Origin of the sequence: Actinacidiphila sp. bgisy167 (genome assembly GCF_965342175.1) — a bacterium.
Taxonomy (GTDB): Bacteria; Actinomycetota; Actinomycetes; order Streptomycetales; family Streptomycetaceae; genus Actinacidiphila.
Genome location: NZ_CBDRBL010000014.1, coordinates 1 through 13058 on the forward strand (window position 1 = coordinate 1; position 13058 = coordinate 13058).

Consider the following 13058-nt stretch of genomic DNA (forward strand, 5'->3'; position numbering starts at 1 on the left):
TCTAGCACGGCCGCGCGCACGGGGGAACACGGCGCGTCGCTTCCGGCCCGCGGAGACCGCCGGCCCCACCGGCCACCAGCGGCCCGCTCGGCCCGAGCGCCCCGGGCTCACCAGGGCCTCGGGGCCGGGGGTCAGGCGGCGCGCCCGGCGTCGCGGGCCAGGGCGGTGAGGCGGGAGATGGCCCGGAAGTACTTCTTGCGGTAGCCGCCTGCGAGCATCTCCTCGCTGAAGACGCGGTCGAAGGGCTCGCCGGAGGCCATGACGGGGACCTCCCGGTCGTAGAGCCGGTCGGCGAGGACGACCAGGCGCAGGGCGGTGGCCTGGTCCTCCACCGGGCGGACGCCGCGCAGGAAGACCGCCTCGACGCCGTCGCAGAGCGCCCCGTAGCGGCTGGGGTGGACCCGGGCGAGGTGGGCGAGGAGGGCGTCGAAGTCGTCCAGGGAGGCGCCTGGGGTGCGGCCCGCGGCGGCGGTCACCTCGTCGGCGGTGTACGGCTGCGTGGCCTTCGGCAGGCCCCGGTGGCGGTAGTCCTCACCGTCGATGCGCAGGGAGCGGAAGCGGGCGGACAGGCCCTGGATCTCGCGCATGAAGTCGGCGGCCGCGAAACGGCCCTCGCCGAGCTTGCCGGGCAGGGTGTTGGAGGTCGCGGCCAGTCTGACTCCGGCGTCGGCCAGCCTGCCCAGCAGGGTCGAGACGAGCACGGTGTCGCCGGGGTCGTCGAGTTCGAACTCGTCGATGCAGACCAGCCGGTGGCCGCTGAGCGCCTGAACGGCCTGCTGGAAACCGAGGGCGCCGACGAGGTTGGTCAGCTCCACGAAGGTGCCGAAGGCCTTCTGCTCGCGCGGCGCGGGCGCGGCGTGCCACAGCGAGGCGAGCAGATGGGTCTTGCCCACGCCGTAGCCGCCGTCGAGGTAGACGCCGCCGGGGCCGGCCGGGGCGGACGGCGCGGCCTGCCGCCGGAACCATCTCTTGCGGCCGCCGCCGTCGGCGGCGCCGAGCCCCTCCGCGAAGGCCCGCAGCGCCCCGACGGCCTCGGACTGGCTGGGCTGCTTCGGGTCCGGGAGGTAGTTGTCGAAGCGTACGGAGTCGAAGCGCGGCGGCGGCACCATCTCCGCCACCAGCCGGTCCGCGGGGACGTGCGGCTCGCGTCCGCTCAGCGACACGGGCGGCGTCCCGCCGGGTATCGGACTGGATTCTTGCGCGGCGGCGAAGGACGAGGACACAGCACTCCAGCCTAGTGCCTCACCCGGGCTTTCCCCGCCGAGGTGTGGCCGCCCCCACCGCGCGGGGCCGTGGAAGACTGCAGCCATGCGCCGCCTCTTCCCCGCACCCGCACCCGCCGAGACCCTCGACACGCCCGAGGCACTGGCCGACGCGTACGCGTACCCCGAGCCTGCCGGCGGGGCGCCCTGGCTGCGAGCGAACATGGTGTCGTCGCTGGACGGCGCGGCACGGCACGACGGCCGCTCCCAGCCGCTGTCCTCGGACGCCGACATGCGGGTCTTCGGAGTGCTGCGGGCCCTGGCCGACGTCGTGGTCGTCGGCGCGGAGACGGTGCGGCAGGAGGGCTACCGCCCGGCCCGCGCCCGGGAGGCCTTCGCCGGCCGCCGGGCCGCGGCGGGGCAGGGTCCGGCCGCCGCGATCGCCGTGGTGAGCGCCCGGCTCGACCTGGACTTCTCGCTGCCCCTGTTCACCGAGCCGCTGGTGCCGACGCTCCTGCTGACCGGCGAGGACGCCCCGGCCGACCGGGTGGCGGCGGCCGAGGCCGCGGGGGCGCGGGTCGTGCGGGCCGGCTCCGGCACGGGCGTGGAGCCGGCCCGCGTGGTGCGCGAGCTGACCGCACTCGGGCTGCGCCGGATGCTGACCGAGGGCGGGCCGCGGCTGCTCGCCCAGTTCGCCGCGGCCGGGGTGGTCGACGAGCTGTGTCTGACGCTCGCGCCGCTGTTGACCGCGGGGAACGCCATGCGCATCATGAACGGCCCCGGCATCCCCGACCCCGCCCGGTACCGCCCGCTGTCGGTCCTGGAGGAGGACGGCTTCCTGTTCACCCGCTACGTACGCGACTGACCGCCCCGAGGACCGACCGGGGCGCGCCCGCCTCACCCGGATGGCGCGGTGCCCGCGCCGCGCGGACGCCGCGTGCCGGGGTGCGGGAACAATGTCCCCACGTGCCCCGCGTCCTACGGGGCAGGATGGTTTCCGTGGCAGGCCCGACGGCCCGCGAGAGAGAAGGAAGCGTCCGTGTTCACGACCGTACTCATGATCGAGCAGCCCCTCGTACCCGCCGACGTGGAACTGGTCACCTCGCTCCACGGCGACGAGCCCGTCTCCTTCGTCGTCCTCATGCAGCCCCGAGGCGACCAGGACCGGCTGCTGCGGGCCATCGACGACGTCGCCCTGGGCGAACTGGACAAGGCCGTCCACGAGCCCGACCGCCCGGAGGGCGACGAGGCGCTGCTGCCGGCCGAGCGCGCGCTGAACCACAGCCTGGCCGCGCTGCGCGAGGCGGGCTGTGAGGCCGTCGGCGAGGTGGTCGAGCGGCACCCCATCGAGTTGCTCGCCTCGGTGGTCGAGCAGACCCACGCCGACGAGGTGATCGTGCTGACCGCCCCGCACCTGGTGGAGGAGTTCTTCCACCGCGACTGGACGTCCCGGGCCCGGCACAGGGTCGGCGTGCCGGTGCTGAAGCTGTTCGCGCACAACGCGGAGGACTGAGCGGACCGGGACGGCCGCGACTGGTGGAAGAATCGGGCACGGCCGACCACCGACCCCATGATCTGCAGGGAGCACCGCGCATGAGCCCCACCCTTCCCCCCGGCATGGACCGCCCGCACTTCATCGGGATCGGCGGGGCCGGGATGTCGGGGATCGCGAAGATCCTGACCCAGCGCGGCGCCGCCGTCGCGGGCAGCGACGCGAAGGACTCCGACACCGCGCGTGCGCTGCGCGAGCTGGGCGCGGCCGTCCACATCGGGCACCTCGCGGCCCACCTCGCGCCCGACGCGACCTGCGTCGTCGTCTCCAGCGCCATCCGCGACGACAACCCGGAGCTGGTGGCGGCCCGCGAGCGCGGCGTCCCGGTGGTGCACCGCTCGGACGCGCTGGCGGCGCTGATGCGGGGCTCACGTCCGATCGCGGTGGCGGGCACGCACGGCAAGACCACCACCACCTCCATGCTCGCGGTCAGCCTGGCGGCGCTGGGTCTGGACCCGTCGTACGCCATCGGCGGGGACCTGGACGCACCGGGCTCCAACGCCCACCACGGCACCGGCGAGATCTTCGTGGCGGAGGCGGACGAGAGCGACCGTAGCTTCCAGAAGTACGACCCCGAGGTCGCGATCGTGCTGAACGTGGAACTCGACCACCACGCGAACTACGCGTCGATGGAGGAGATCCACGAGTCCTTCGAGGTCTTCGTCGGCAAGATCGTCCCCGGCGGCACCCTGGTCGTCGGCGAGCACGCCGGAGCGCGCGAGCTGGCCGCCCGCGTGGCGGGCCGGGAGGGGCTGACCGTCGTGCGCGTCGGCGAGGACGAGGAGGCCGACGTGCGCATCCTGCGGGTCGCGCCGCACGGGATGGCCAGCGAGGTCACCGTCCGCCTCGGCGGCGAGGAGCACACCTTCACCGTCTCCGTGCCCGGCCGGCACTACGCCCACAACGCGGTCGCCGCCCTCGCCGCGGCCGTCGCGCTGGGCGTCCCGGCGAGCGGCCTGGCCAAGGCGCTCGGCACATACACCGGGGTGAAGCGCCGGCTGCAGACCAAGGGGACCGCCGGCGGCGTCCAGGTCATCGACTCCTACGCCCACCACCCCACCGAGATGACCGCCGACCTGCAGGCCCTGCGCGAGGCGGTGGGCGACCGGCGCATCATCGTGGTCTTCCAGCCGCACCTGTTCAGCCGCACGCAGGAGCTGGGCTCCGAGATGGGCCGGGCCCTCGCGCTGGCCGACGCCTCCGTGGTGCTGGACATCTACCCGGCCCGCGAGGACCCGATCCCCGGCATCACCAGCGACCTCATCATCGCGGCGGCCGGCGCCGCGGGCGCCGACGTCGCCGCGGAGCACGACAAGGACGCGATCCCCGAGGTCGTCGCCGGAATGGCCAAGCCAGGCGACCTTGTTCTCACCATGGGCGCGGGCGACGTGACCGATCTCGGTCCGCGCATTCTCGCGCGCCTGGAGAACTGAGGAGAGGGAGGACCATGGGGTACGAAGTCGACAAGTCCGAGGAGCAGTGGCGCCAGGAGCTGACGCCGCAGGAGTACGCCGTCCTGCGCCAGGCGGGCACGGAGCGTCCCTTCACGGGTGAGTACACCGACACCACGACCCGAGGTGTCTACGCGTGCCGTGCCTGTGGTGCCGAACTGTTCACCTCGGACACGAAGTTCGAGTCGCACTGCGGCTGGCCGTCCTTCTACGACCCGAAGGACAGCAAGGCCGTCGAACTGATCGAGGACCGCTCGATGGGCATGGTCCGCACCGAGGTCCGCTGCTCGCGGTGCGGTTCCCATCTGGGCCACGTCTTCGAGGGCGAGGGGTACGACACCCCGACCGACCAGCGCTACTGCATCAACTCGATCTCGCTGCGGCTGGCTCCCGTGGCGGACTGATCACGAAATCCGACGGATACGCCCCTCGCGTGGGCTCGCGCGCCGCGCGGGGCGCGTCCGTCGACTCCCCGCCCGCCGGGTGGCAACGTGGCCGGGCATGGAACACCACGTACGGGCCAGGTTGCTGCTGGCCAGCGCCACCATGCTCTTCGTCGAACTGGCGCTGATCCGGTGGGCGGGCGCGAACGTCGTCCATCTGAGCTACTTCTCCAACTTCATCCTGCTCGGCTCGTTCCTGGGGATCGGGTTGGGCTTCCTGATCCCCAAGGACCGCGGCCGGTGGCTCAAGCGGTGGGCGCCGCTGCCGCTCGCCGTGCTCGTGGTGCTGGTGCGGGAGTTCCCCGTCCAGGTGCGGCAGAGCAGCGGCGACATCATCTACTTCACGGCGGTGAAGACCACCGGGCTGCCGCAGTGGGTGACGCTGCCGGTGATCTTCCTGCTGGTGGCGGTCGCCATGACGGCGATCGGCAAGATCACCGCTGATCTGTTCCGGCAACTGCCCTCGCTGGAGGCGTACCGCTGGGACCTGCTCGGTTCGCTGACCGGTTCGGCGGCCTTCGCCGGGCTGTCGTGGCTGCGCGCGCCGTCCGTGGCGTGGGGGCTGATCGCCGCGGCGGCGCTGCTGGTCCTCGGCGGCCGACGGAACACGACGCGCTACGCGCTGCCGCTGGCGGCCATGGTCACGGCGCTGCTCTTCGAGTCGCTGGCGCCAGGGGTCTCCTGGTCCCCGTACTACAAGATCGAGCTGACCCGGCCCGAACCGGGTACCAGCTCGCGGACGTACAAGATCGCCGCCAACGGGGTCCCGCACCAGAGCATCGCGCCGCTGAGCGTGCTCCAGAAGCCCGGTTCGCCGTACGAGCAGGCCTACCGGGAGACCCCGGACAACCCGCACGGCAAGGTGCTGGTCATCGGCGCGGGCAACGGCAACGACGTCGCCGTCGCGCTGGCCAACGGGGCGCAGTACGTGGACGCCGTCGAGATCGACCCGAGGCTGCAGGAGATCGGGGCGAAACTGCACCCCGCGCGGCCGTACGACGATCCGCGGGTGCACGTCCACATCAACGACGGCCGGGCCTTCCTGGAGCGGACGAACGCGAAGTACGACCTGATCGTGCTCGCGCTGCCGGACTCGCTGACGCTGGTGTCGGGGGCGAGCAACCTGCGACTGGAGAGCTACCTGTTCACCAAGCAGGCCTTCGAGTCGGCCCGCGACCACCTCGCGCCCGGCGGCGCGTTCGCCATGTACAACTACTACCGGCAGCAATGGCTGATCGACCGCTTCGCCGGAAGCCTGGACCAGGTCTTCGGGCACGCGCCGTGCATGACGGAGTACAGCAAGCGCGCCGCGGTGCTCGTGGCGGGGCTGACGCCGGCGGACCAGAGCTGCGGGACGGTCTGGCGGGCGAGCGGGGCGGTGCCTCCGCCGGCCGACGACGACCACCCCTTCCCGTATCTCCTGAACCGCACCGTGCCGAGCCTCTACCTCGGCGCGCTCGGCCTGATCCTGCTGGTCACCGTGATCTCGGTGCGGCTGACCGGGGTACGGCTGCGCGGGACGCTGCGCTACGCCGACATGTTCCTGCTGGGCGCGGCCTTCATGCTGCTGGAGACGAAGAACGTCATCGGCTTCGCGCTGTACTTCGGCACCACCTGGCTGGTGAACGCGCTGGTCTTCATCGGGGTGCTGCTGGCGGTGCTGGCCGCCGTGGAGGTACGGCGCCGCATGCGCCGGGTCAACCAGACGGCGCTGCAGATCCTGCTCTTCGTCACCCTCGCCGTCGGCTGGCTCGTCCCCGCGCAGGCCGTGCTGTCACTGCCCTTCGCGGCACGGCTGGCGGCGGCCGTCGCACTCGCCTTCGCACCGATCTTCTGCGCCAACCTGATCTTCTCCGACCGCCTCGCCCAGGCGCCCGACCCGACCTCCGCCTTCGGCGCCAACCTCCTGGGCGCCCTGACCGGCGGCACCCTGGAGTACCTGGCGCTGCTCACCGGCTACCGGGCGCTGCTGGTCCTGGTGGCCGTGCTGTACGCAGGGGCCTGCGTGGTGATGCGCCTGACGGGCGGCGGGGGCCCCGGGGACGGAGCGGACGGCGCCGACGGCGCGGGGAAGACCGGACAGGACGCGGCGGCGAGCGGAAAACGGCTGGTGCGCGAGCGTCCCGCCACCGCACCATGACGGATGGCGGGGCGCTGCTCATCAGGCACTCCCTCGGCAGCCGCCGCGCCGGCTTCGCCACCGTGCGCGGCGAGGAGACCGGCTCGGCGTCCACGCAGCCACCCGCCGCGGCCCGGACCCCGAGCGGGCCGCGGCGGGTGCGGGCGGGGCGGTGACCCTGTGGGCGGCCTGCCGCGCGGGTCTCGGCATGAATCCGGCCGACCCGAAGGCGGCGGTGTTCGCGATGTCGTTCCTGCGGTAGTTCGTGCCCCCGGCGCGGCCGCGCTGCCCGCGATGGCGGGGCTCGCCGCGCCGTGGGCGGTCTTCGAGGTCGGCTACTACGGCGGCTGTGTCCGGTTCGTCGACCGTCGGAGAGCCGTGTTCGACCGTGTCGCGGCGCGGCGCCGCCCGGAGGCGGTCTCGGGCGGGGCTTGTGGCACTTCGCCTGCGGAGGTCGACACCGCGCAGCGCCCGCCGCCCGCGCCCCCGTACCGGCGGCCGACCTCCTCCAGGCGCACGTCAGTTGGACGGCTGGTGGGGCCTGGACTCGCTCGGCCGGACGATGACGAAGCCCTCCCCCTGCAGCATCAGCTGCACGGCCTCGCCCGACCCGCCGCGCAGCATCGAGCCGAAGCTCTGCGAGCGGTGCAGCGAGGTCTGCAGCTGAGCGCTCCAGCCCACGACGGCGTCGGTGTCGACGTACACCGGGGCCTGCGGGGTGACCGGGATGACGATCGGGTTGCCCTCGCACATGACGCCGAGGCGGCCGTGCCCGGTGAAGACGCTGTTGAACAGGCCGCCGCCGGCCATGCCCGCGCCCTTCACGACCCTTATGTCGTAGGAGAGGGTCGAGTCGAAGACCAGCACGTTGCGGCCGTTGATGGTGAGGCTGTCGCCGGGGTCGATGTCGATGACGAAGCAGTTGGCGGCCTCGTGCGCGAACCAGGCCTCGCCCTGGCCGCGGACCGCCATCAGGGGCAGGCCTTCACCGGTGAAGGCCCGCTTGAGGAACGTGCCGACGCCCTGGCCCTTCACCTCGAACTGCAGGTTGCCGCGGAAGGCGATCATCGAGCCCTGGCGGGCCAGGCACTCGCCGTTGACCGCGTACTTGATCGACTTGGCATTCTGAAGGGTCATGCCGGGCGAGGTGGCCGGCTGCGCCGTGTTCTCGGTCGCGAAGAGGTCGCTGCGCATCCCGGCATCCTGGCCCGGAAGGATCGGCTCCGACAAGCCCTCCGGGCGGCGGGTGGCAGACTGTCGAGGTGACAACCGATCCTCGCGACGCCGCACCCCAGTTCGTCCTGCCCCTGGTCGTCCGCATCGAGCGGGCCGCCCCGCCGGCGCGCACCGACGCGTTGGAGACGGCCGCACGGGCCGTGCTCCTGCTGCGCTCCGACGAGCGCGTCACCGCCGTCGGCGGGGAGTGGGCCGAGGCGGTACGGGGTTGGGAGGACGCCCGCATCCGCAAGGTCGTGCGGCGGGCGCGCGGCGCCGAGTGGCGGCGGGCCGAGGCGCTGCCCGGCATCACCGTCACCGGCAAGTCCGCCGAGGTCCGGGTCTTCCCGCCGGTGCCGCTGGACGGCTGGCCCAAGGATCTGGCGCGCCTGCAGGTGTCCGGCACGGAGCTGGAGGACCCGGAGGCCCCCGCCGCGGCGGACCGCGGGACGCCGGTGCTCTGGCTCAACCCCGGGGTGGCGATGTCGGCCGGCAAGGCCATGGCCCAGGCCGGGCACGGAGCCCAGCTCGCCTGGCTCGCGCTGTCCCCCGCCGAGCGCGGGCACTGGCGTGACGCGGGCTTCCCGCTGGCGGTGCGCACGGCGTCGCCGGCCGAGTGGGAGGCGCTCACCGCGTCCGGGCTGCCCGTGGTGCGGGACGCCGGGTTCACCGAGATCGCACCTGGCTCGTCCACCGTCGTCGCGGACCACCCCGCGCTGCGCCGCTGAGCACCACCGGGCCCCGACGCGGCGCACCGGCGGTGCGCACCGCGTCGCCGGCCGACCGGGAGGCGCTCACCGCGTCCGGGCTGCCCAAGCTCAGATCGAGCTCTGAAAGGTGCTTCTCGGCGGTTGAGCGGCTCCGCGCCGGGCGAGAACCCCGGCAGGAGGAAGGGGGCCCCATGGAGCACGCGCGTCTGGGGACGGGCATCGGCTGGCGGCCGGAGATCGCGGCGGCGGTCGAGGCGCTCGCGGAGGCCGGTCGCGTCGACTGGGTCGAGGCGGTCGCCGAGAACGTGTGCCCCGGCCACCTCCCGGACTCCCTGCTGCGGCTGCGCGAGCGGGGTGTCACGGTCGTCCCGCACGGTGTCTCGCTCGGCCTCGGGGGCGCCGAGCGGCCCGGCCCGGACCGGCTGGCCGCGCTCGCGCGGCGCGCGGAGGCCCTGGGCGCTCCGCTGGTCACCGAGCACATCGCCTTCGTGCGCGGCGGCGGGGAGCTCACCGGCTCGGCGCGCCTGGAGGCGGGACACCTGCTGCCCGTGCCGCGGACCCGGGACGCGCTGGACGTGCTGTGCGAGAACGTGCGCATCGCGCAGGAGGCGCTGCCGGTGCCGCTGGCGCTGGAGAACATCGCGGCGCTGCTGGCCTGGCCGGACGAGGAGATGAGCGAGGGCGCCTTCCTCGCCGAACTCGTCGAGCGGACCGGGGTGCGTCTGCTCGTCGACGTCGCCAATCTGCACACCAACCACGTCAACCGCGGCGAGGATCCCCTCGCGGCGCTCGACGCGCTGCCGGTGCACGCCATCGCCTACGTCCACGTGGCGGGCGGCGTCGAGAAGGACGGTGTGTGGCACGACAGCCACGCGCACCCCGTCCCCGGGGCCGTGCTGGACGTGCTGGCGGCGCTGTACGAGCGGGCCTGCCCGCCCGGTGTGCTGCTGGAGCGCGACGACGACTTCCCCGCGGGCGCGGAGTTGGACGCCGAACTGAGCGCGATACGCCGCGTGGTGGACGCCGGAACGGGCGGGCGCGCGGGCGGGCTCACGGACGAAACGCCGGCCGTGTCCGGGGAGCCCGGGGGACCCCGGGGCCCTGCGGCGTCCGAAGCGGCCCGCCAGCGCCTCGCGCTGGAGCAGACCGCGCTGCTGTCCGCACTCGTGGCCGGGACACCGGTGCCGGAGGGCTTCGACCGGGTCCGGATCGGCGTGCAGCGCCGCGCGCTGGCCGCGAAGCGCGCCGGCATCGTGGCCAAGGCGGCTCCGGAGCTGCCGGAGATCCTGGGGGCCGCGTACCGGCCGGCGTTCCTGCGCTACGCCGCGGTACAGCCGCTCACCGGCGGCTACCGCCGCGATGCCCTGGACTTCGCCGCGTACGTCCTCGACGGCCGGGGCGGTGCCCATGACCCCGTGGCCGCCCGGCGGCTGGCCGCGTGGTGGCGGGAGCGGTCGGGTCCGGCGCCGCTCCCCGCCTGGCGCTCCTGGCTGGGCGGACGGGTCCTCCCGGCGCCACGACAGCCCGCACCCGCATTGATCCGCATCCGGGAAACGCTCCGTTCGAAGCGGCTGTGAACCTCTCCCCTGCACCTCCCTGCCCGCGGCGGCGGTCGCGGTGGCCGCCCCGGGGGGAGATAGGGGAGCACGGCGTGCCCAGGCCACCAACTCGTGGGTCCTGCCCCGGAGTCAGGTCGTCAGCTGCGTCACGACCCGCCGCGCCTGCAGCTGGCGCGCTGCTGCGGCCGGGGCCGCCTCCCGTACACGGGTGTGCGGGAGGCGGTCACCACGGCGGTGCGACACGGCAGCCGCGACGGGGGCGCGACCCCCGTCCGCTCAGGCCAGACCCGCCACCAGATCCGCCACGGACTTGCGGCGGCCGGTGAAGAACGGCACCTCCTCGCGGACGTGCATACGCGCCTCGGAACCCCGCAGATGGCGCATCAGGTCCACGATGCGGTGCAGCTCGTCGGCCTCGAACGCCAGGATCCACTCGTAGTCGCCCAGCGAGAACGACGCCACGGTGTTCGCCCGCACGTCCGGGTAGTCGCGCGCCATCTTGCCGTGGTCGGCCAGCATGCGGCGGCGGTCCTCGTCGGGGAGGAGGTACCAGTCGTAGGACCGGACGAAGGGGTAGACCGAGACGTAGTCGCGGGGCCTCTCGTCGGCGAGGAAGGCGGGGATGTGGCTCTTGTTGAACTCCGCCGGGCGGTGCAGGGCCATGTTCGACCACACGGGCTCCAGCCGGCGCCCCAGCTCGGTGCGGCGGAAACGGTTGTAGGCGTCCTGGAGGGCGTCGGAGGTCTCCGAGTGCCACCAGATCATCACGTCCGCGTCGGCGCGCAGCCCCGACAGGTCGTACGTGCCGCGGATCGTGACGTCCTTCTCGGCGAGCTGTGCGAAGAGCTCCTCCACCTCCTGCGCGTACCGGGTGCGGTCGTCGGGGAGGACCTCGCGCAGCCGGAACACCGACCAGAGGGTGTAGCGGACGACCTCGTTGAGGTCCTTGGCCCTCTTGCCGACGTTGGGGGCCTTGGCGGGGACGGCGGAAGCAGTGGAGTCGGTCATGGGGCTATTGTCCCGCGTCCGGTTCCACGGCCTGCCGCAGGGTGCCCAGGACCTGCGCCGCCGCGCCGCGCGCGCTCGCGACACAGGCGGGGATGCCCACGCCCTCGGTGAAGGCGCCGCACATCTCCAGGCCGGGCAGTTTCGCGACGTGCTCGCGCAGCCGGGCGACCCGGGCCAGGTGGCCGACCGGGTACTGCGGCAGACCGCCCTCCCAGCGGGTGACCCGGGCCGCGACGGGGGCCGCCGTGAGCCCGACGGCCTCGCCCAGGTCCTCGCGGGACAGGCGGACGAGGTCGGTGTCGTCCCAGGCGAGGTCGGCCTCCTGGCCGTGCCGGCCGATCGAGGTGCGCAGGACGTAGACGTCGGAGTCGGAACCGCCGCTCCAACGCCACTTCTGGCTGGAGAACGTGGACGCCTTGATGGTGCGCCCGTCCACCGGGGGGACGAGGAAACCGCTGCCGGGCAGCGTGTGGGCGACGTCACGGCGCCGGAAGGCCATGGTGACCAGGGCGACGCCGGCGTACTCCACGGCCGACAGCTCCGCGGCGGCCCCCGGTGACTCGGCGGCCAGCAGCTTGGCCGCCACCGGGGCGGGCACGGCGAGCACGACCGCGTCCGCGGCCAGCGTCTCGCGGGCGCCGTCGTGGTCGAAGGCGACCTGCCAGCCGTCCGGGGTACGGCGCAGCGTCCGGACCGGGGCGCCGGTCTCGATGCGGGCCCCGGCGGCGCGGCAGGCCTCGGCGACGGCGAGCGGGAGACGCCCGACGCCGCCGCGGATGCCGGCGAAGACCGGGCCGTCCTGCCGCGCGGCGGCGGCCTTGCGCACGCTCTCACGGACTGCCTCGATCAGGGAACGCCCGCCGCGGGCGGCCTCGTAGAGCTGGGGAATGGCGGCGCGCAGCGAGATCTCGTAGGCGTTGCCCGCGTACACCCCGCCGAGCAGCGGGTCGACGAGCCGGTCGACGACCTCGTGGCCCAGCCGGGAGGCGACGAAGGTGCCCACCGCCACGTCGTCGCCCACCTTGGTGCGCGGCATGAGGTGGTCGAGCGGCAGCCGCGCGAGGCCGGCCGGCGACAGCACACCGGAGGCGGCGAGCGAGCCGAGGTCGCCGGGCACGCCCATGACGCCGCCCTTGGGCATGGGGCGCAGCCGGCCGCGCGTCCACAGGCCGGCGCTCGTCGTGGCGGGCGACTCCAGGTCGTCGCCGAGGCCGACCGCGCGGGCCAGGTCGACGGCCTCGGGGCGGCGGGCCAGGATCGACTCGGCGCCCAGGTCGACCGGGACGCCCGCGATCTCGTCCGCGTACAGCTTCCCGCCCAGGCGCCCGGACGACTCCAGCACGGTCACCCGTGCCGCCCCGCCCTCCAGCAGGAAACGCGCCGCGGCGAGTCCCGAGACCCCGCCGCCCACGACCACCACGTGCCCGGTCCGGGGCTGCGAATTGCTCATGCCTCCACTGTCTCAGACGCCGGAACCAGCCCTGGCCTTGACATCCTCCCCCGCCTCCACCCGCGGCGACGAGTAGCTGCGGCGGCGGCAAGGGGGACCGACTGGTCTTCGAGCGCTCCTGCAGCAGGCACGGTGCCGGGCGCGGCGTCGGCGGCGGCGCCTGCGGAGGGCGACATCCGCTGACCCCGCCGGGGTACTGCCCTGGATGCTGCTGCCAGGCCCCACTTCTCCTGGCCCTGACCGCCGACCAGCGTGAACCGGCAACGCGCGTGCGGAGTTCGTGTCCCTGTCGCATACGGCTCCGCACGCGGTGCAGGTGCGGACGGGGGATCCTCCGAGAGGTGATCGT

At 73.9% G+C, this 13058-nt stretch carries 11 protein-coding genes; 7 read left to right on the forward strand and 4 right to left on the reverse strand.

From position 1 onward, the window contains the following. Window positions 1-131 precede the first annotated feature (131 nt). The gene (gene zapE, locus ACRWND_RS07985; RefSeq protein ID WP_431947422.1) at window positions 132-1223 is read right to left on the reverse strand and encodes a cell division protein ZapE; all 1092 of its coding nucleotides are present in this window, start codon (window positions 1221-1223) and stop codon (window positions 132-134) included. An 85-nt stretch (window positions 1224-1308) separates the two neighbouring features. Here zapE and ACRWND_RS07990 point away from each other — a divergent pair, with 85 nt between their 5' ends. The 5 genes from ACRWND_RS07990 to ACRWND_RS08010 all read left to right on the forward strand — a co-directional run bounded on the left by ACRWND_RS07990 (window position 1309) and on the right by ACRWND_RS08010 (window position 6788). Then, the gene (locus tag ACRWND_RS07990; RefSeq protein ID WP_431947424.1) at window positions 1309-2067 is read left to right on the forward strand and encodes a pyrimidine reductase family protein; all 759 of its coding nucleotides are present in this window, start codon (window positions 1309-1311) and stop codon (window positions 2065-2067) included. 174 nt (window positions 2068-2241) lie between these two features. Continuing rightward, window positions 2242-2715 carry an indole-3-glycerol phosphate synthase gene (locus tag ACRWND_RS07995; protein ID WP_431947426.1) on the forward strand — a complete coding sequence of 158 codons (474 nt, stop codon included), beginning with the start codon at window positions 2242-2244 and terminating at the stop codon, window positions 2713-2715. 80 nt (window positions 2716-2795) lie between these two features. Beyond that, the gene (murC, locus tag ACRWND_RS08000) at window positions 2796-4187 is read left to right on the forward strand and encodes a UDP-N-acetylmuramate--L-alanine ligase (RefSeq protein ID WP_431947428.1); all 1392 of its coding nucleotides are present in this window, start codon (window positions 2796-2798) and stop codon (window positions 4185-4187) included. Window positions 4188-4201: 14 nt separating this feature from the next. Beyond that, complete coding sequence (gene msrB, locus ACRWND_RS08005; RefSeq protein ID WP_431947430.1) at window positions 4202-4609, forward strand: peptide-methionine (R)-S-oxide reductase MsrB; 408 nt, start codon at window positions 4202-4204, stop codon at window positions 4607-4609. 97 nt (window positions 4610-4706) lie between these two features. Then, complete coding sequence (locus ACRWND_RS08010; RefSeq protein ID WP_431947432.1) at window positions 4707-6788, forward strand: spermidine synthase; 2082 nt, start codon at window positions 4707-4709, stop codon at window positions 6786-6788. 498 nt (window positions 6789-7286) lie between these two features. Here ACRWND_RS08010 and ACRWND_RS08015 read toward each other — a convergent pair whose 3' ends face one another. Next, window positions 7287-7961 carry an AIM24 family protein gene (locus tag ACRWND_RS08015; protein WP_431947434.1) on the reverse strand — a complete coding sequence of 225 codons (675 nt, stop codon included), beginning with the start codon at window positions 7959-7961 and terminating at the stop codon, window positions 7287-7289. A gap of 68 nt (window positions 7962-8029) precedes the next feature. Here ACRWND_RS08015 and ACRWND_RS08020 point away from each other — a divergent pair, with 68 nt between their 5' ends. After that, window positions 8030-8710, forward strand: coding sequence for an aminoacyl-tRNA hydrolase (locus ACRWND_RS08020; protein WP_431947436.1), 681 nt, complete (start codon window positions 8030-8032; stop codon window positions 8708-8710). A gap of 173 nt (window positions 8711-8883) precedes the next feature. Beyond that, on the forward strand, window positions 8884-10269 hold the full coding sequence (locus ACRWND_RS08025; protein ID WP_431947438.1) for a DUF692 domain-containing protein: 1386 nt from the start codon (window positions 8884-8886) through the stop codon (window positions 10267-10269). A 258-nt stretch (window positions 10270-10527) separates the two neighbouring features. Here ACRWND_RS08025 and hemQ read toward each other — a convergent pair whose 3' ends face one another. Together hemQ and hemG are read right to left on the reverse strand one after the other, a co-directional pair. Beyond that, window positions 10528-11259 carry a hydrogen peroxide-dependent heme synthase gene (gene hemQ, locus ACRWND_RS08030; protein WP_431947440.1) on the reverse strand — a complete coding sequence of 244 codons (732 nt, stop codon included), beginning with the start codon at window positions 11257-11259 and terminating at the stop codon, window positions 10528-10530. Between the two features lie 4 nt (window positions 11260-11263). After that, the gene (gene hemG, locus ACRWND_RS08035; protein WP_431947442.1) at window positions 11264-12709 is read right to left on the reverse strand and encodes a protoporphyrinogen oxidase; all 1446 of its coding nucleotides are present in this window, start codon (window positions 12707-12709) and stop codon (window positions 11264-11266) included. Between the last annotated feature and the right edge of the window lie 349 nt (window positions 12710-13058).

Bases quoted from the DNA above. Each gene is read 5' to 3' on its own strand.
- ACRWND_RS07990 (WP_431947424.1), top strand. From the start codon at position 1,309: ATGCGCCGCCTCTTCCCCGCACCCGCACCCGCCGAGACCCTCGACACG.
- murC (WP_431947428.1), top strand. From the start codon at position 2,796: ATGAGCCCCACCCTTCCCCCCGGCATGGACCGCCCGCACTTCATCGGG.
- msrB (WP_431947430.1), top strand. From the start codon at position 4,202: ATGGGGTACGAAGTCGACAAGTCCGAGGAGCAGTGGCGCCAGGAGCTG.
- ACRWND_RS08010 (WP_431947432.1), top strand. From the start codon at position 4,707: ATGGAACACCACGTACGGGCCAGGTTGCTGCTGGCCAGCGCCACCATG.
- ACRWND_RS08015 (WP_431947434.1), bottom strand. From the start codon at position 7,961: ATGCGCAGCGACCTCTTCGCGACCGAGAACACGGCGCAGCCGGCCACC.
- ACRWND_RS08025 (WP_431947438.1), top strand. From the start codon at position 8,884: ATGGAGCACGCGCGTCTGGGGACGGGCATCGGCTGGCGGCCGGAGATC.
- hemQ (WP_431947440.1), bottom strand. From the start codon at position 11,259: ATGACCGACTCCACTGCTTCCGCCGTCCCCGCCAAGGCCCCCAACGTC.
- hemG (WP_431947442.1), bottom strand. From the start codon at position 12,709: ATGAGCAATTCGCAGCCCCGGACCGGGCACGTGGTGGTCGTGGGCGGC.